The sequence below is a fragment of the Nocardia alba NBRC 108234 genome (assembly GCF_001612665.1).
Lineage (GTDB): Bacteria > Actinomycetota > Actinomycetes > Mycobacteriales > Mycobacteriaceae > Nocardia > Nocardia alba.
In genome coordinates this window covers 252780-269218 of sequence record NZ_BDAX01000001.1, presented here as the reverse complement: position 1 = coordinate 269218, position 16439 = coordinate 252780, and the positions used below count along the sequence as shown (strand labels likewise).

The following is a 16439-nucleotide window of genomic DNA, read 5'->3' as shown; positions in this document are numbered from 1 at the left end:
ATGATTCTCACTAACCAACAAGGAGGCTCTCATGACGCAGCTGGATCTGCCGTATCAGTTGTTCGACGCGGACAATCACCTCTACGAAACCAAGGAGGCGCTGACCAAGTTCCTCCCTGCCGAGTACGAGGGGACCATCAAGTACGTCGAGATCAACGGGCGTACCAAGATCGCGGTCCTCGGCCAGATCAGCGAATACATTCCCAACCCCACCTTCGAGGTCGTCGCCCGTCCCGGCGCCATGGAGGACTACTTCAAGAACGGCAACCCCGAGGGTAAGAGCCGGCGCGAGATCTTCGGCAAGTCGATGAAGTCGATCCCGGCGTTCCGCGAGCCGGGCGCGCGCCTGGAGCTCATGAACGAGCTGCAGCTCAACCGCTCGCTGATGTTCCCCACGCTGGCCAGCCTCGTCGAGGAACGGATGCGCCACCATCCCGATCTCATCCACGCGGTGATCCATTCGCTGAACCGGTGGCTGCTCGAAACCTGGGGCGAAGACGGCAATTTCGTCTACAAGGACCGCATCTTCACCGTGCCGGTGGTGAGCTTGCCGATCGTCGAGAAGGCGATCGAGGAGCTCGACTGGTGCGTCGAGCACGGCGCCAAGGCGATTCTGGTGCGCCCGGCCCCGGTCCCCGGTCTGCGCGGGCTTCGCTCGTTCGCGCTGCCGGAGTTCGACCCGTTCTGGAAGCGGGTGGTCGAGCACGACATCCTCGTCACCATGCACTCCTCCGACAGCGGCTACTCGCGGCACAACGCCGAGTGGGAGGGCTCCAGCCTGGAGATGCTGCCGTTCCAGACCAACACCTTCCGGATGACCACCGAATGGCGTCCGATCCAGGACGCGGTGGCCTCGTGGGTGTGCCACGGCGCGCTGTTCCGCTTCCCCGAACTCAAGGTCGCGGTCATCGAGAACGGCGCGTCGTGGCTGGCGCCGCTGCTGGAGAACCTCGCCGACGTCGCCAAGAAGGCGCCGGAGGGCTTCGGCCATCAGGATCCGGTCGAGGCGGTCAAGCGCAGCATCTTCGTCAGCCCGTTCTGGGAGGAGGACCTCGGCGGGATCGCCGACCTGCTCGGGGTGGACAACGTCCTGTTCGGTTCGGACTACCCGCACCCGGAGGGCCTGGCCGAACCGGCACGCTACATCCACGAGATCAAGGATCTGAGCCTGGAGCATCAGGCCAAGATCATGGGCGGCAATCTCGCGAGGCTGCTGAAGGTATGACCTGGCAGACCATCCCGCAGATGGTCCTGAGCGCCGCCGATCGCTTCGGCACTGCCGAAGCGATCGTCGACGGGCCACAGCGGTTGAGCTTCATCGATCTCGCCCACCGAGTGCGCAAGGCCGCGGGCGCTTTCGCGGCGGCGGGCATCGAGCGCGGCGATCGGGCGGCGATCTGGGCGCCCAACTCGGCCGAGTGGATCATCGCCGCGTTCGGGCTGGTCACCGCGGGCGGCGTGCTGGTCCCGATCAACACCCGGTTCAAGGCCGAGGAAGCCGCCGACGTCGTGCGGCGCAGCGGCGCCAAGCTGCTGTTGGTGCAGCAGGGCTTCCTCGGGACGGACTACACCGGCCCGCAGGGCGTGCCGGTGATCGACCTGAAATCGGATTTCCTCGCCGACGGTGAGCCTTTCGAACGGGAAGTCAACGGCACCGACATCGCCGACATCATCTACACCTCGGGCACCACCGGTCGACCCAAGGGCGTGATGATGAATCACCGCCAGACCCTGCGGCTGTACGCGGAATGGTGCGATCTGGCCGATCTGCGCGAGGGCGACCGCTATCTGATGGTCAACCCGTTCTTCCACACCTTCGGGTACAAGGCGGGGTTGATCAGCTCGCTCATCCGCGGCGCCACGATGCTGCCGGTGCCGGTGTTCGACGTCGAGCAGGTGCTCGAGCTCGTCGAACGGGAACGGGTGACGATGCTGCCCGGCCCGCCCACCCTCTATCACGCCCTGCTGGAAGCACCGGCTACCCGTGATCTGTCGTCGCTGCGGGCCGCGGTCACCGGGGCCGCCGACATCCCGGTCGAATTGATCCGGCGGGTCAAGACCGAACTGCCGTTCCAGTCGATCATGACCGGCTACGGGCTCACCGAAGCCGGCACCGCGACGGCGTCGCGGCCCGGCGATACCTTCGAGCAGGTCGCGACCACCGTCGGAACCCCGTGTGACGGTGTGGAAGTGCGCATCGCCGAGGACGACGAGGTGCTGGTGCGCGGTTACTCCGTCATGCAGGGCTACTTCGACGATCCGGACGCGACGACGGCGGCCATCGATGCCGACGGATGGCTGCACACCGGCGATCTCGGCAGCCTCGACCTGGACGGTCGCCTGCGGATCAACGGTCGCAAGAAGGACATGTACATCGTCGGCGGCTTCAATGCCTATCCGGCCGAGGTCGAAGCGTTTCTGCTCGAGCACCCCGCCGTGGCCCAGGTCGCTGTCGTCGGTGTGCCCGATGAACGGCTCGGGCAGGTCGGCCGCGCCTTCGTGGTCGCGAAAGGCCCGGTATCGGAGGCGGAACTGGTGTCGTGGGCCCGCGATCGAATGGCCGGCTACAAGGCGCCCCGAACCGTGCGGTTCCTCGACGAGCTCCCGCTCAACGCCACCGGCAAGGTCATGAAAGACCAACTGCGTTAGCTATACCGCCCAGCGCATCAGCTGAGCACCCGAACCGACCGAAGGACATCGCCATGCATTTGATCGTTTTCTCCAGTCCCCGCGCGGGCATGGACGAGGAATACAACACCTGGTACACCGAGGTGCACATTCCCGACATGCTGGCGATCCCGGGCGTCGAGTCCTGCACCCGATTCCGGGCCCAACCGGTCGGCGGGCAGGCCCCGGAATTCACCTATCAGGCCGACTACCTCATCGACGGCGATGCCGGTGCGGTACTGAAGGAGATCAAGGTTCGCTCCGCCGACGGGCGTTTCACGCTCAGCCCGGCCATCGACCCGGCAGCCATGAAAGTGACTGTCTGGGAATCACTCTGATGAACTTCGAGCTCTCCGACGACCAGCGGCTGTTTCGCTCGACCACGCGCGAATTCCTCGCCAAGTCCGTTCCGCTCGACGTCGTGCGTGGCCTCGCCGCCTCCGGCGTCGGGTTCGATCGCGCATGGTGGCGCCAGGGCGCCGAACTCGGCTGGACCGCACCGCTGGTCCCGGAGCGGCTCGGCGGCGGATCGGTCTCGGCGGTGCCGATGGCCGATCTCGCCCTGGTCGCGACGGAGTTCGGGCGGGCCTGCGCGCCCGGCCCGCTCATCACCACCAGTGCCGTGCTGACCTCGCTGGTCAGGGAGCAGAACCGCTTCGCGGACCTGCTCGCCGCAGTGCTCAGTGGCGAAACCATCGCCGCCTGGGCCCATTACGAGCCCGGACACGGGTTGGGGCCCGCGGCGGTGGATACCGTCGCGGTGCCAGAGGGCACCGGTTTCCGGATCTCCGGCGTCAAGGATCGGGTGGAGTGCGGCGATCAAGCGGACGTGCTGCTGGTTTCCGCGCGCGGTCCCCAGGGGCCGGTCCAGGTGCTGATCGCCGCCGACGCACCGGGCGTCACCGTCACCCCGACCTGGACACTCGACCTCGTTCGCCGCACCGCGAAAGTCTCCTTGGTCGATGTCGTGGTCGGCGAGGACGCCGTCGTTCAGCGCTATCCCGGCGAGACCGCCGCCGCGCTGGAGACCCAGGTGCAGGTCGCCGCGGCGCTCACCGCCGCGGAGTCGACCGGCGCGGCCGAGCACGCCTTCGAACTCACCGTGCGGTGGATGTTCGACCGCTACACCTTCGGCCGGCAGCTGGCGTCCTATCAGGCGCTCAAACATCGTGCGGCCGAACACAAGACCTCGCTCGAGGCCTGCCGTGCCACCGCCTGGGCCGCGGCCAACGCGTTCCACGGCGACCCGACCAGAACCGCCGAGGCGGTCAGCGTCGCGAAGTCCTATATCGGGGCCGTCGTCCCCGGCCTGCTCCAGGACTGCGTGCAGATCCACGGCGGCATCGGGGTGACGTGGGAACACGATATGCATCTGTATCTGCGGCGGGTCACCCTCGGGCGCGCGCTGTACGGGACGCCGGAGGAGCATCGCCGTCGCCTCACCGATCTCCTGGACAGGAAGGTCGCATGACCGAACCGAGCACCGCCGAGCTGGAGCCCGTCGACGAATTCCGCCTCCGCGCCCGACGTTGGCTGTCGGACAACCTCGAGCCCGCACCGCCCAATCAGCACGGGGAAACCAGCAAGTCCGAGGAATCCTGGCAGCGCGCCAAACAGCTGCAACGCATCCTCTACGACGGCGGCTTCGCCGGCATCTGCTTTCCGAAGGAGTACGGCGGGCTGGGCCTGACACCCGAGCACCAGCGGGTGTTCAGCGAGGAGTCGCGCGCCTACGAGATGCCGCTGGCGCTCAACATCCCGACCCTGACCGTGTGCGCGCCGACAATTCTGGACAAGGGCACCGAGGAACAGAAGCGCACCCACCTCTCGGCGGTGCTGCGCGGTGAGGAACTGCTCGTGCAGTTCCTGTCCGAACCGCGCGGCGGCTCGGACCTGGCCGGGCTCACCACCCGCGCCGAGCGCCGGGGCGATTCCTGGGTGCTCAACGGCGCCAAGATCTGGAGCTCGGGCGCGTACGCCGCCGACTACGGGCTGTGCCTGGCCCGCACCGATTGGTCGGTGCCCAAACACGCCGGGCTCACCATGTTCCTGGTTCCGGTGCGCGCGCCCGGTGTCACTATCCAGCGCATCACCCAGGTCGACGGGTCTCGGGAGTTCTGCCAGGAGTTCTTCGACGATGTCGTGCTGCCCGCGGAGGCGGTGCTCGGCGAGGTCGACGGCGGCTGGGAAACCACGAACCGGCAATTGTTCCATGAGCGCAGCGCCGTCGGGGGCGCGTCGCCCTACTCCAGCGGAATCCAGACCCACAGTGGGCGTGATATCTCCGGTCTCATCGAATCGGCCAGGCGGACCGGGCAATTGGATGACCCGCGGGTCAGGGAGGATCTCGGTGAGGCGCGGGCGCTGAACATGGTGCACGATCAGCTGATCGGCCACATCACCCGCGGTATCGCGGCGGGTGAGTTCGTGCCCGCGGCCGGATCGATGGTCCGGTTGTTCAGCGCCCGGAATTCGTGGCTGCAAGCGGATATGGCGGTGCGGATCGCCGGCGCCGCCGCCGCGACGGGTTGCGACGCCGACGATGCCGCGACCGGCCAAGCCGGACAGGATTACCTGATGCGCCAGGCGTGGAGCCTGGCGGGCGGCAGCACCGAGATGGCCCTCAACCAGATCAGCGAGCGGGTCCTCGGGATGCCCCGGGAAGCCGCCGCCGATCGAGGATTGCCGTTCGATCAGGTCGAACGCGGCCGCTGATCGAATCGGCACGCACACAACGGAAGACGAGCGGCCCGCCTCGGTGGCACCTACCCGAGGCGGGCCGCTCGCTGTCGCGATGGCTCGGAGCGGATGGCGTCCGCGACACTGCCGGGCCGAACAGAAAAGCTCCGGCGGGCACCCACTGTGGGTGCCCGCCGGAGCTTTTCGTGATCGTGGGCAGATCTCAGGTGATCGCGCCCGCGGTTTTGAGGGCGATGACCCGCTCCCAGTCCAGACCGAGGCCCAGGAGGATCTCCTCGGTCTGGGCGGCGAACTCGGGGCCGGGGGCCAGTTCGGGTGCGGTGACGTCGAATTGCACCGGATTGGCGACCAATTCGAGCTCACCGGCGCGAATCAGGTACTCGTTGGCCCTGATCTGCGGGTCCGAGCCGACCTGCAGGCTGTCCTGGACCGGCGCCCACGGTCCCGACAGGGTCCCCAGGCGCTCGGTCCATTCGGCGAGGGTCCGGCTCGCGAAAGCCTCGCGCAGGATCGCCACGGCCTCCTGGGTATTGGCCGCGATGTCGGCCGACGTCCCGAAACGAGGATCGGTCGCGAGTTCGGGACGGTCGATGTGGCGACACACGTCGGCCCAGAACTTCACCGGCTGCAACATCACCAGCGACAGGTAACGGCCATCGGCCGTGACGTACAGACCCGAGAGCGGATTGGTCGGCGCGCCATGGGCACCCGGTACCGGCGCCACCATCGGCTCACCGAGATGGGCCGAGAGCGCGATGGTGTGGCCCATCGCCCACAGCCCGCTTCCGAGCAACGAGACATCGACCACCGACGGTTCGCCGGTGCGTTCCCGTTTGAGCAGCGCCGCCGCGATCCCACCCGCGAGGTTCGTCCCCGAGATGGTGTCGCCGAAGGCGGGCCCCGGGGGCGAGACCATGCCCTCGGTGCCCGGCGGGGTGATGGTGGCGGCGACCGAGCCGCGGCACCAGAAGGCGGTCATGTCGAACCCGCCCTTGTCCGATTCCGCGCCGCGCGGGCCGAGCGCACTGCCGCGCGCGTAGACGATCTTCGGGTTCACCGCGCGGATGTCGTCCACGTCGATCCCGAATTTGGTCCGCGCCTGCGGCAGGAAGCTGGTGAGGAACACGTCGGCCTCGCGGGCGAGGTCGTGGATCACCGCGCGCCCCTCGGGCACCGACATGTCCACGCCGATGCTGCGCTTGCCCCGATTGGCATGTTCGACATTGGGATTGGGGTCACCTTCGACCCGCATCCGGCCGATTTGTCTGAGGCCGCGTTGCGGATCGCCAGTGACCGCGTGTTCGACCTTGACAACATCGGCGCCCCAGTCGGCCAGGACCGCGCCCGCCGACGGCACGAAACCGTACATCGCGACCTCGAGGACGCGAATTCCCTCCAGCGGCCCCACTACTGGGCACCGCCCGACGCGTCGCTCAACCCGACGACCGCGGCGTAGGTCTTGCTCTCGAGGAATTCCTCCAGCCCGGCGACACCGCTTTCCCTACCGATCCCCGACTGCTTGAATCCACCGAAGGGAGCGTCCGGCTGGAAGTAGTTACCGCCGTTGATGCTGAACGTTCCGCTGCGGATACGCCGGGCGATACCGAGCGCGCGCTCGGTATCGGCGCTGAACACCGCACCGGACAGGCCGTAGATCGAATTGTTGGCGATACGCACCGCGTCGTCGTCATCGTCGTAGGGGATCACGACGAGTACCGGGCCGAAGACCTCCTCCTGCGCGATCTCGCTGTCGGGATCGACGCCGGCGAGCAGGGTCGGCGCGTAGAAGAAGCCCGGATCGACCTTCGTACCGCCGGTGACCAACGTGGCTCCGGCGGCGACCGCGCGCTCGACCAGGCCGTGCACCTTGTCGCGCTGCTTGGCGCTGATCAGCGGTCCCATATAGGTTTTCGGGTCACTGGGATCCCCGCTGCTCACCCAGCCCAGATTGGTGGCGACCAGCTCGACGATCTCGTCGTGGCGCGCGCGTGGCACCAGCAGCCGCGAGGTGAGCGCGCAGCCCTGTCCCGCATGGGTGCAGATGGTGAACGCGGCGAACACCGCCGTGGTGGCGAAGTCGGCGTCGTCGAGCAGGACCATCGCGGATTTGCCGCCCAGCTCGAGGAAGACCCGCTTGAGCGATTCGCTCGCCGCCGCCATGATCTGGCGCCCGACCGGAGTGGAGCCGGTGAAGGTGATCAGGTCCACGTCGGGGTGGGTGGTCATCAGCTTGCCGATCTCGACGTCGGCGGCGGACAACACATTCACCACGCCGGGCGGGATATCGGTGTGCTCGGCGATCAGCTCACCGAGGGCGAGCGTGGCCAGCGGGGTATCGGGGGCAGCTTTGAGCACCACCGTGCAGCCCGCCGCCAGGGCGGGCATGAGCTTGGCCAGGGCCAGCTGATGCGGGTAGTTGTAGGCCACGATCGCCGAAACGACACCGGCGGCTTCCTTCTCGATCCAGCGCCGGTGGCGCTCCCCGCGGATCTCGAGCTCGCTCAGTTCCTCGGTCAACGAGTACTCGGGCAGCAGGTCGGCGTAGAAGCGAGCGATCTCGATCGGGAAGTCGAGCTGGTTGCCGTGGGTGAGCCGCCGGGTGGCGCCGACCTCGGCGATGGTGAGCTCGCGCAGGTCCTCCACGTTGTCGAGCAGTGCCCGATGGAGTTGGTCCAGGCAGCGAGCCCGCAACGCCGCGTCGGTCGACCAGCTGGTCGTGTCGAAGGCTCGACGGGCGGCGGCGATGGCCGCCTCGGTCTGTTCGAGCGTGGCTTCGGGCGCGTAGCCGTACACCTCGCCGGTCGCGGGATTGAGCGAGGCGAAGGTCTGTTCCGCCTCGACCAGCTGTCCGTCTATCAGCAATCGTTTGGTGACTGCCGTGGTCGGCGCGGACGCGCCGATCGAGTCCGTGTCCTGGGATGACATCCCGTCTCCTCGCTGAGCGTTGGAAATGTGATTCTCTCTTCTAGAGAACAATATATCCATATGCAAGGGCTCGCATCAGCCGAATGCCGCGACCGACACCGCGATCACCGGCGGCCCGTTCGCCGAAAAGCGGACATCAGCCCTTGCGGAGGAAACCTCAGCGAGAGTACGGTTCTCGCAACTGGAAGGGAGATTCTTGTGATCCACACTACAGCGCTGCGTCCCGCGATCGGGGTGGAAGTCACCGGCGTCGCCGATCTGCACGACGACACGGTGGTCAGCCGGTGCCTCGAAGCACTGAAATGGCGCGGTGTGCTGGTCGTGCGCGGTCTGCACCTCGATGACGAAGCTCAACTCGCGTTCTGCCGCGAGCTGGGCACGGTGTTGGCACCCGGCGGCCGGGAGATCTTCACGATCACCCTCGATCCCGCGAAGAACCGGGCTGCCAAGTACCTCGAGGGCACGTTCTTCTGGCACATCGACGACACCACCAACGAGGTGCCGGCCAAGGCCACCGTGCTCACGGCCCGCCACGTCGCCATGGAGGGTGGCGGCACCCAGTTCGCCAGCACCTACGCCGCCTACGAGAACCTCCCCGAAGCCGACCGCAAGCGCTACGAAGGTCTGCGCGTGGTGCACAGCTTCGAGGCGTCCCAGCGGCTGGTGCATCCGGAGCCGACCCCCGAACAGGTCGCGGACTGGCGTACCCAGCCGAGCCACGAGACGGCCCTGGTCTGGGAGCGCGCGGACGGCCGCAAATCCCTGGTGATCGGCGCCACCGCCGATCACATCGTCGGCATGGATCCCGCGGAGAGCCGGGCGCTGCTCGACGAACTGCTCGCCTGGTCGACGCAGGAACGCTTCGGCTACACCCACGACTGGACCGTCGGCGACCTGGTGATCTGGGACAACACCGGCATCCTGCATCGGGCGCTGCCCTATCAGGCGTCCTCCGAACGCGAACTGCACCGGACCACCCTCGCGGGCGAGGAGGCCTGGGCGTGAAAACCGCTGTGGTCACCGGCGGCGGCTCCGGTATCGGTCTCGCTGTCGCACAACGGCTCCAGGCCGACGGGTATCACGTGGCGACGCTCGATCTGCGCCCGACCGATACCCAATTCGCCCACACCGCCGACGTTTCCGATCCCGAGCAGGTGGGCGCGGCCTTCGCCGCGATCCGCACCCAGCTCGGTCCCGTGACGATCCTGGTGAACGCCGCGGGCCTGGACGGTACGGGGCGCTTCTCCAAAATCGACTTCGCGCAGTGGCAGCGGGTGATCGACGTCAACCTCAACGGCGTCTACCACTGCGTTCAGGCGGTGCTGCCCGACATGCTCGAGGCCGGGTGGGGTCGCATCGTGAACATCTCCTCGTCGAGCACACATTCGGGTCAGCCCTTCATGGCGCACTACGTCGCGGCCAAGTCCGCGGTGAACGGGCTGACGAAATCGCTGGCGCTCGAACTCGGTCCGGCCGGGATCACCGTCAACGCCGTCCCGCCCGGCTTCATCGACACCCCGATGCTGCGCAAGGCGGAGGCGGCCAAGCTGCTCGGCGGCACGATCGACGACCACATCCAGCGCACCCCTGTGCGGCGGGTGGGCCAACCCGAGGACATCGCCGCGGCGTGCGCGTTCCTGATCTCCGAGAGCGCCGGGTACATCACCGGGCAGATCCTCGGGGTCAACGGCGGCCGTAACACCTAGTCGTACCAATCCAGACAACGGGCTCACCGCCTTCCGGTGGGCACCGCACACACCGAAAGGAATTCCCGTGGGACGTGTCGAGGGCAAGGTCGCCTTTATCACCGGAGCCGCTCGCGGCCAGGGCCGCAGTCATGCGGTGCGTCTGGCCGCCGAGGGCGCCGACATCATCGCCGTCGATATCTGTCAGGACATCGACACCATCCAGTACCCGCTGTCGCGTCCCGAGGATCTGGACGAAACGGCGCGACTGGTCGAGAAGTCCGGGCGGCGCATCGTCACCGTCCAGGCCGATGTGCGCGATGCCGCGCAGATGCGTGACGCGGTCGCGCAGGGAGTACAGGAACTGGGCCGCCTCGACATCGTCGTCGCCCAGGCCGGGATCGCCGGGATGAAGGGCGAGCCGCAGTGGCAGGCCTGGACCGATGTGCTCGACACCAACCTGGTCGGCGTGCTCAACGCCATCCACGCCGCGCTGCCGCATCTGCAGGCCGGCGCGTCGATCATCGCCACCGGGTCGCTGGCCGCGCTGATGGACACCACCAAGGTGGACCAGCCGGGCAAGGATCCCGGCGGCGTCGCGTACATGGTCGCCAAGCGCGCGCTGTCGATGGTGGTGCACGAACTCGCCACCCACATCGCGCCGAAGAAGATCCGCGCCAACGTTATCCACCCCACCAACTGCAATACCCCGATGTTGCAGAGCGAGCCGATGTACCGCTCGTTCCGGCCCGATCTCGAGAATCCGACCCGCGCGGACGCCGAACCCGCCTTCCACACCATGCAGGCCATGCCGGTTCCGTATGTCGAGCCCGAGGACATCAGCGACGCGGTGCTGTTCCTGGCATCCGACGAGTCCCGTTTCGTCACCGGCAGCCAATTGCGGGTGGACGCGGGCGGATACCTGAAGTGGTACGACTACCACGCCTGAAAGGAATTCCCGCCGTGAAGGTTCGAGTCGATTCAACGCGCTGCCAAGGCCACACGCTGTGCGCGATGACCGCTCCCCGATCATTCGAGCTGAGCGACTTCGACGGTCATTCGTCGCCGGTCAGTGAGACCGTCGCGCCCGACGAGGAGGAGCAGGTGCGCGAAGCAGCGCACTCCTGCCCGGAACGCGCCATCGATATTTCCTGAGAGGACACCGCCATGAGCGTCGACGACGTGGCGACCGACGACACACGCAAGAAACCGAATTTCTCGTTCGATAGAATGACCCCCGAATATCGGGACCAATTCGTCGCGACCACCGAATCCATGCATGAGCAGTGCCCGATCGCCTGGACCGACACCCACGACGGGCACTGGGTCGCGGCGGGCAACCGTGAGGTCTTCGAACTCGCGCGTTGCCCGCACATCTCCAACGACCACGACACGGCCGGGGTCCGGCGCGGCTACAAGGGCATCTCCATTCCGAAAGCCCCACGGGCGAGCGGTGTTCGGGGCGGCATTCTGGAAATGGACGAGCCGGAGCATCGCGAGGTGCGCGCGGCGCTGAATCCGTATCTCTCCCCCGCCGCCGTGGCCCGCTGGATCCCGTTCATCGACGAGATCGTGCGCGCCGCGATCGACGAGAAGATCGAGTCGGGGCGGATCGATTTCGTCGACGAACTGGCCAATATCGTGCCCGCGGTGCTGACCCTGGGCATGCTGGGTATCCCGCTCGCCAAATGGACGATCTACAACGAGCCCGCGCACGCGTCGGTGTACACACCGCCGGATTCGCCGGAGTATCCGCGGGTCGCGGAAATGCATCGGACGATGGGCATCGATCTGCTGCAGAATCTGTTCGAGATCAGGGAGAACCCCCGGCCCGGCCTGATCAACGCGATCAACAACGCGACGATGAACGGCGAGCCGCTTCCCGATATGGAAATGCTGGGCATGCTCGGCCTGCTCATCGGCGGCGGCTTCGACACCACGACCGCGCTCACCGCGCACGCCCTGGAATGGCTCTCGGAGAACCCGGACCAGCGCGAGACACTGAGCCGCGAGCGCGATGATCTCCTCGATTCCGCCACCGAGGAATTCCTGCGCTACTACACGCCGGCACCGGGTGACGGGCGCACGATGGCCGAGGATTGCGAGGTCGTCGGCACCCAGTTCAAGGAAGGCGATCGGGTGTGGCTGTCGTGGGCGATGGCCAATCGGGATCCGGCGGTCTTCGACGACCCGAACGAGGTCATCCTGGACCGACGGCGCAACCGGCACTACAGCTTCGGGCTCGGCATCCACCGGTGCATCGGCTCGAACGTGGCACGCACCGTGTTCAAGCGCATGCTGCTCGCCGTGCTGGACCGGATGCCGGACTACCGCTGCGATCCCGAGACCGCGGTGCACTACGACACCATCGGGGTCATCCAGGGCATGCGGCACCTCCCGGCGACGTTCACTCCGGGCGTGCGGCTGGGAGCCGGACTCGAGGAGACGCTGGCGAAACTCCAGACGATCTGTGACGAACAGCAACTCGCGGCACCCGTCACAGCCCAGCGCGACGCCAGTACCTAGTGAGCAACGCGATGGCCGAGCCATCGGTGAACAACAAGATGGCCCAGCCATCGGTGAGGAACGAGATGGCCGAGCCATCGGGGCGGCCCCTGCCCCAGGTGACCGCGGAGAACGAGTTCTTCTGGACCGCGGGCGCCGACGGGCGCCTGCGGATCCAGGAGTGCGGTTCTTGCGCGGCCCTGATCCATCCACCGCAACCGGTGTGCCGGTACTGCCACCGGCACACCCTCGGGGTCCGGGAGGTCTCCGGCTTCGCCACCCTGGTCGGCTTCACCGTCAACCAGCGGTTCAGCGTGCCGGGGCTACCCGCGCCGTATGTCGTGGCCCAGGTCGCGGTCGAGGAGGATCCCCGGGTTCGCCTGACCACCAATGTGGTGGGCTGTGACCCGGCCGACCTCGTGCTGGGGATGCGGATGGAGGTCGTGTTCGAACAGGACGCGGATGTGTGGTTGCCGCTGTTCCGGCCGACCGCCGAACAGCCCGAACCCGCGCCGCTGCCCGCCGACGAGATCGAACCGCACCGGTTCGGCGAGCACGTGCGGCCGATGATCGGCCGGGACAAGTTCGAGGACAAGGTCGCCATCACCGGGATCGGGATGTCGGATATCGGTCGGCGGCTGATGGTTTCGCCGCTGTCGCTGACGATCGCGGCCTGCGAGCGCGCGGTCGCCGATGCCGGGCTCACCATGGCCGACATCGACGGCCTGTCGACCTATCCCGGCGGCGGCAATGTCGGTGGTTTCGGCGAGGGCGGGGTGACCGCGCTCGAGGCCGCGCTGGGTCTGCGGCCGACCTGGTACAACGGCGGTTTCGAGACCTTCGGTCCCGGCGGGTCGGTGATCGCGGCGATGCTGGCCGTCGCCGGCGGGTTGGCCAGGCACGTCCTGTGCTTCCGCACCGTCTGGGAGGCGACGTACAACGAACTCATGCGCACCGGCAAGATCACGCCGACGGGCGGCCGGACCACCAGTTGGATGATGCCCTTCGGCGCCACCTCGGCCGCGCATACGTTGGCGCAGAACGCCCAACGGCATTTCCATCGCTACGGCACCACCAGGGAAACGCTCGGCTGGATCGCGCTGAACCAGCGCGCCAACGCCGAGCTGAATCCGACGGCGGTCTATCGCGAACCCCTGACGATGCCGGAGTACCTCGACGCCAGGCCGGTCACCACCCCGTTCGGGCTCTACGACTGCGATGTCCCCTGCGACGGCGCGGTCGCCGTGCTGGTCTCGGCGATCGACACCACCCCGGATCTGGCGAAGCCGCCGGTGCGGGTCGCCGCGGTCGGTACCCAGATCCTCGAACGGATCGAATGGGACCAGAGCACCCTGACCCATGAACCACAGGTCCTGGGCCAGGCCGCGCACCTGTGGTCGCGTACCTCGCTGCGCCCCACCGATGTCGACGTCGCCGAACTCTACGACGGATTCACCTTCAACTGCCTGTCCTGGATCGAGGCCCTCGGCTTCTGCGGGATCGGCGAGGCCAAGGACTTCCTCGACGGCGGCAAGAACATCGCGCGCGACGGGCTGCTCCCGCTCAACACCCACGGTGGCCAGCTCTCCCACGGCCGCACCCACGGTATGGGGCTGTTGCACGAGGCCGTCAGCCAATTGCGCGGCGAGGCCGGCCCGCGCCAGGTCGAGGGCGCGCGGGTCGCGGTGACCAGCAGCGGCGGGCTGACCCCGAGCGGTGTCCTCCTGCTGACCAGCGACAACTGACCCGATTCGACCGAGCCACCTCGTCGTGGCTCAGGAGGTGAACCCATGGATGTCACCGATGTGGCGCCGACTCTGATCCGGCTCGTCGTCGGCGCCACGATGATCGCGCACGGTCTCAACCACTGGCTCGGTGGCGGGCGGATCGCGGGCACGGCCCGCTGGTTCGCCGGCCTCGGCCTGCGCAACGGTGTCTTGCAAGCCTGGGCGAGTGTGGTCGCCGAGATCGGGGCGGGCGTGCTGCTGATCCTCGGCCTCGCCACACCGTTGGCCTGCGCGGCGGTGATCGCGGTCATGCTCGTCGCCGGGCTGCTCGCGCACCGCGCGAACGGATTCTTCGTCTTCAAGGAGGGGTACGAGTACGTACTCGTCCTGGCGGTGGTCGCGCTGGCGCTGGCCTTCACCGGCCCGGGTCGCCTGTCGATCGATCACGCCGCCGGAATCACTGTCACCGGCTGGGCCGGGGGCGTCATCGCACTCGGCGCCGGCGTGGTGTCGACCACGGGACTGCTCGCGCTGTTCTGGCGCCCGCGGCCCGAACCTACTGCGTGAGTGGCATATCGAATAGGAGGTGCGCTGATGCGCATCGGATTCATCGGGTTGGGTAGTCAGGGTGCGCCGATGGCGCAGCGAATCGTGGCGGCCGGGTATCGGACCACCCTGTGGGCACGCAGACCCGCCACGCTCGAGCAGTTCGCCGAGACCGCGGCCGAGATCGCGCCCACCCCGCGCGCCCTCGCCCGGGCCAGCGACCTGGTCTGTTTGTGCGTGGGCAACGACGCCGACATCCGTGAGGTCCTGACCGGCGAGGACGGCGTGCTCGGCGGACTCGCGCCGGGCGCGATCGTGGCCGTGCACAGCACTATTCATCCCGACACCTGCCGCGAGCTCGCCGAAACCGCTGCGGCACAGGGCGTTACGTTGATCGACGCCGCGGTCAGCGGCGGTGCGCCCGCGGTCGCCCAGGGGCGTTTGCTCGTCATGGCCGGTGGCCCGGTCGAGGCGGTCGACCGGTGCAGGCCGGTGTTCGGCACCTACGCCGATCCGGTGGTGCACCTGGGCGATACCGGGGCGGGCCAGGTCACCAAGCTGCTCAACAATCTGCTGTTCACCGCGAACCTCGCGACCGCGGCGAGCACTCTGGCGCTCGGGCGCGACCTCGGCGTCGATCAGGCCAAGCTCGGCGAGGTGATCGCGAACGGGTCGGCGAACAGCTTCGCCCTCGGTCGTATCCTGGCCGGCACGCTGGCTCGGATCGGTGAGCACGCCGGGCATACCCTCCGCAAGGACGTCGGGCTGCTCGCCGAACTCGCCACCGGGGCCGACGCCGAGACCGGTGTCGCGCTGACCGCGGCCGACGAGACACTGAGCCTTATCGGCCATCCGCGATGACCGCCTTGCGGATCGGGTTCATCGGGGTGGGGCGGATGGGCGCTCCGATGGTGCGCCGTCTCGTCGCGGCGGGGCACGAAGTGCGCGCGCTCGGTCGGTCCGGCGACGCGCGCCGACGGATCACCGAGTTGGGCGCCGAGCCCGTGTCGTTCACCGCCGCGGTCGGCACCGGGGCGGACGCCGTCGTGGTCTGCGTGTTCAGCGACGCCCAGGTCCGCGAGGTGTGCCTCGATACTCCGCTGCTGGCGAGCATGCCCGGCGGGTCGGTGCTCATCGTGCACACCACCGGTAGCCCGCGAACCGCCGAAGACATTGCCGCACAAGCCAATTCCTCCGACATCGGGGTGGTCGACGCGCCGGTCAGCGGCGGGCCACACGATATCGCCGCCGGCACGCTCACCGTGTTCACCGGCGGCGCCGAAGACGCCGTCGCCCGTGCCTTTCCGGTACTGCGGTGCTACGCGGACCCGGTGCTGGCGGTGGGTCCACTCGGCACGGGCCAGTGCGTGAAGCTGGTCAACAACGCGCTGTTCGCGGCCCAGCTCGGCCTGATCACCGAAGCCGTGCAGCTGGCAGGCGAACTCGGCGTCGACGAGGCGACCCTGCTGTCGGCGCTCCAGCGGGCCAGCGGAGCCAGCCGCGCCGCCACCAGTGTGGCGGCGAAGGGTTCGGTGGCCGCGTTCCATGCCGCGGTCGGTGAGTTCCTGCGCAAGGACGTCGCCACGGTACGGACGCTGGCCGCCGAACTCGGCGCGACCATGGGTGCGCTCGACACCGCGATCGACGCGCAATTCCTCGACACCCCGCGCGGCGTGTGACCGAA

At 67.9% G+C, this 16439-nt stretch carries 15 protein-coding genes and 1 pseudogene; 14 read left to right on the top strand and 2 right to left on the bottom strand.

Annotated features, from left to right (window positions below; genetic code table 11):
- Positions 1-31: 31 nt before the first annotated feature.
- Genes NA12_RS01275 through NA12_RS01255 form a run of 5 tightly spaced genes read left to right on the top strand, consistent with a single transcriptional unit; the run spans position 32 to position 5382 of the window.
- The gene (locus NA12_RS01275; protein ID WP_067444964.1) at positions 32-1225 is read left to right on the top strand and encodes an amidohydrolase family protein; all 1194 of its coding nucleotides are present in this window, start codon (positions 32-34) and stop codon (positions 1223-1225) included.
- The gene (locus NA12_RS01270) at positions 1222-2649 is read left to right on the top strand and encodes a FadD3 family acyl-CoA ligase (protein ID WP_067444961.1); all 1428 of its coding nucleotides are present in this window, start codon (positions 1222-1224) and stop codon (positions 2647-2649) included. Before NA12_RS01275 ends, NA12_RS01270 begins: the two co-directional genes overlap by 4 nt.
- Positions 2650-2702: 53 nt before the next feature.
- Positions 2703-3005, top strand: a complete 303-nt coding sequence (locus tag NA12_RS01265; RefSeq protein ID WP_132369824.1) for a DUF4286 family protein — start codon at positions 2703-2705, stop codon at positions 3003-3005.
- The gene (locus NA12_RS01260) at positions 3005-4138 is read left to right on the top strand and encodes an acyl-CoA dehydrogenase family protein (RefSeq protein WP_067444956.1); all 1134 of its coding nucleotides are present in this window, start codon (positions 3005-3007) and stop codon (positions 4136-4138) included. Before NA12_RS01265 ends, NA12_RS01260 begins: the two co-directional genes overlap by 1 nt.
- Positions 4135-5382 carry an acyl-CoA dehydrogenase family protein gene (locus NA12_RS01255; protein ID WP_067444953.1) on the top strand — a complete coding sequence of 416 codons (1248 nt, stop codon included), beginning with the start codon at positions 4135-4137 and terminating at the stop codon, positions 5380-5382. The genes NA12_RS01260 and NA12_RS01255 overlap by 4 nt, the downstream gene beginning before the upstream one ends.
- A gap of 187 nt (positions 5383-5569) precedes the next feature.
- On the opposite strand, the gene NA12_RS01250 is transcribed toward NA12_RS01255, so the two are convergent.
- Both NA12_RS01250 and NA12_RS01245 read right to left on the bottom strand, forming a co-directional pair.
- Positions 5570-6775, bottom strand: coding sequence for a CaiB/BaiF CoA transferase family protein (locus NA12_RS01250; RefSeq protein ID WP_067444950.1), 1206 nt, complete (start codon positions 6773-6775; stop codon positions 5570-5572).
- The gene (locus NA12_RS01245; protein WP_067444948.1) at positions 6775-8292 is read right to left on the bottom strand and encodes an aldehyde dehydrogenase family protein; all 1518 of its coding nucleotides are present in this window, start codon (positions 8290-8292) and stop codon (positions 6775-6777) included. The genes NA12_RS01250 and NA12_RS01245 overlap by 1 nt, the downstream gene beginning before the upstream one ends.
- A gap of 198 nt (positions 8293-8490) precedes the next feature.
- Between NA12_RS01245 and NA12_RS01240 the strand changes: the two genes are divergently transcribed.
- The 9 genes and pseudogenes from NA12_RS01240 to NA12_RS01200 all read left to right on the top strand — a co-directional run.
- Positions 8491-9297, top strand: a complete 807-nt coding sequence (locus NA12_RS01240; protein WP_067444945.1) for a TauD/TfdA dioxygenase family protein — start codon at positions 8491-8493, stop codon at positions 9295-9297.
- Positions 9294-9998, top strand: a complete 705-nt coding sequence (locus NA12_RS01235) for an SDR family NAD(P)-dependent oxidoreductase (RefSeq protein WP_067444942.1) — start codon at positions 9294-9296, stop codon at positions 9996-9998. Before NA12_RS01240 ends, NA12_RS01235 begins: the two co-directional genes overlap by 4 nt.
- A 67-nt stretch (positions 9999-10065) precedes the next feature.
- The gene (locus NA12_RS01230; protein ID WP_067444939.1) at positions 10066-10926 is read left to right on the top strand and encodes a mycofactocin-coupled SDR family oxidoreductase; all 861 of its coding nucleotides are present in this window, start codon (positions 10066-10068) and stop codon (positions 10924-10926) included.
- A 14-nt stretch (positions 10927-10940) separates the two neighbouring features.
- The gene (locus tag NA12_RS01225; RefSeq protein ID WP_067444937.1) at positions 10941-11132 is read left to right on the top strand and encodes a ferredoxin; all 192 of its coding nucleotides are present in this window, start codon (positions 10941-10943) and stop codon (positions 11130-11132) included.
- Positions 11133-11144: 12 nt separating this feature from the next.
- Positions 11145-12503 (top strand): cytochrome P450, encoded by a 1359-nt coding sequence (locus NA12_RS01220; RefSeq protein WP_067444935.1) that lies wholly within the window; start codon positions 11145-11147, stop codon positions 12501-12503.
- A 65-nt stretch (positions 12504-12568) separates the two neighbouring features.
- Positions 12569-14227 carry a thiolase C-terminal domain-containing protein gene (locus tag NA12_RS01215; RefSeq protein WP_067445233.1) on the top strand — a complete coding sequence of 553 codons (1659 nt, stop codon included), beginning with the start codon at positions 12569-12571 and terminating at the stop codon, positions 14225-14227.
- Between the two features lie 45 nt (positions 14228-14272).
- Complete coding sequence (locus tag NA12_RS01210) at positions 14273-14776, top strand: DoxX family protein (RefSeq protein WP_067444932.1); 504 nt, start codon at positions 14273-14275, stop codon at positions 14774-14776.
- 27 nt (positions 14777-14803) lie between these two features.
- On the top strand, positions 14804-15616 hold the full coding sequence (locus tag NA12_RS01205) for an NAD(P)-dependent oxidoreductase (protein WP_067444929.1): 813 nt from the start codon (positions 14804-14806) through the stop codon (positions 15614-15616).
- Positions 15595-16434: pseudogene (locus tag NA12_RS01200) on the top strand (NAD(P)-dependent oxidoreductase); the annotation flags it as partial. The gene NA12_RS01205 and the pseudogene NA12_RS01200, both read left to right, overlap by 22 nt.
- Between the last annotated feature and the right edge of the window lie 5 nt (positions 16435-16439).

Excerpts from the sequence above, each read along its gene's own strand:
- NA12_RS01275 (WP_067444964.1), top strand. The coding sequence starts at position 32 with ATGACGCAGCTGGATCTGCCGTATCAGTTGTTCGACGCGGACAATCAC.
- NA12_RS01270 (WP_067444961.1), top strand. The coding sequence starts at position 1,222 with ATGACCTGGCAGACCATCCCGCAGATGGTCCTGAGCGCCGCCGATCGC.
- NA12_RS01265 (WP_132369824.1), top strand. The coding sequence starts at position 2,703 with ATGCATTTGATCGTTTTCTCCAGTCCCCGCGCGGGCATGGACGAGGAA.
- NA12_RS01260 (WP_067444956.1), top strand. The coding sequence starts at position 3,005 with ATGAACTTCGAGCTCTCCGACGACCAGCGGCTGTTTCGCTCGACCACG.
- NA12_RS01255 (WP_067444953.1), top strand. The coding sequence starts at position 4,135 with ATGACCGAACCGAGCACCGCCGAGCTGGAGCCCGTCGACGAATTCCGC.
- NA12_RS01245 (WP_067444948.1), bottom strand. The coding sequence starts at position 8,292 with ATGTCATCCCAGGACACGGACTCGATCGGCGCGTCCGCGCCGACCACG.
- NA12_RS01220 (WP_067444935.1), top strand. The coding sequence starts at position 11,145 with ATGAGCGTCGACGACGTGGCGACCGACGACACACGCAAGAAACCGAAT.
- NA12_RS01215 (WP_067445233.1), top strand. The coding sequence starts at position 12,569 with ATGGCCGAGCCATCGGGGCGGCCCCTGCCCCAGGTGACCGCGGAGAAC.
- NA12_RS01210 (WP_067444932.1), top strand. The coding sequence starts at position 14,273 with ATGGATGTCACCGATGTGGCGCCGACTCTGATCCGGCTCGTCGTCGGC.
- NA12_RS01205 (WP_067444929.1), top strand. The coding sequence starts at position 14,804 with ATGCGCATCGGATTCATCGGGTTGGGTAGTCAGGGTGCGCCGATGGCG.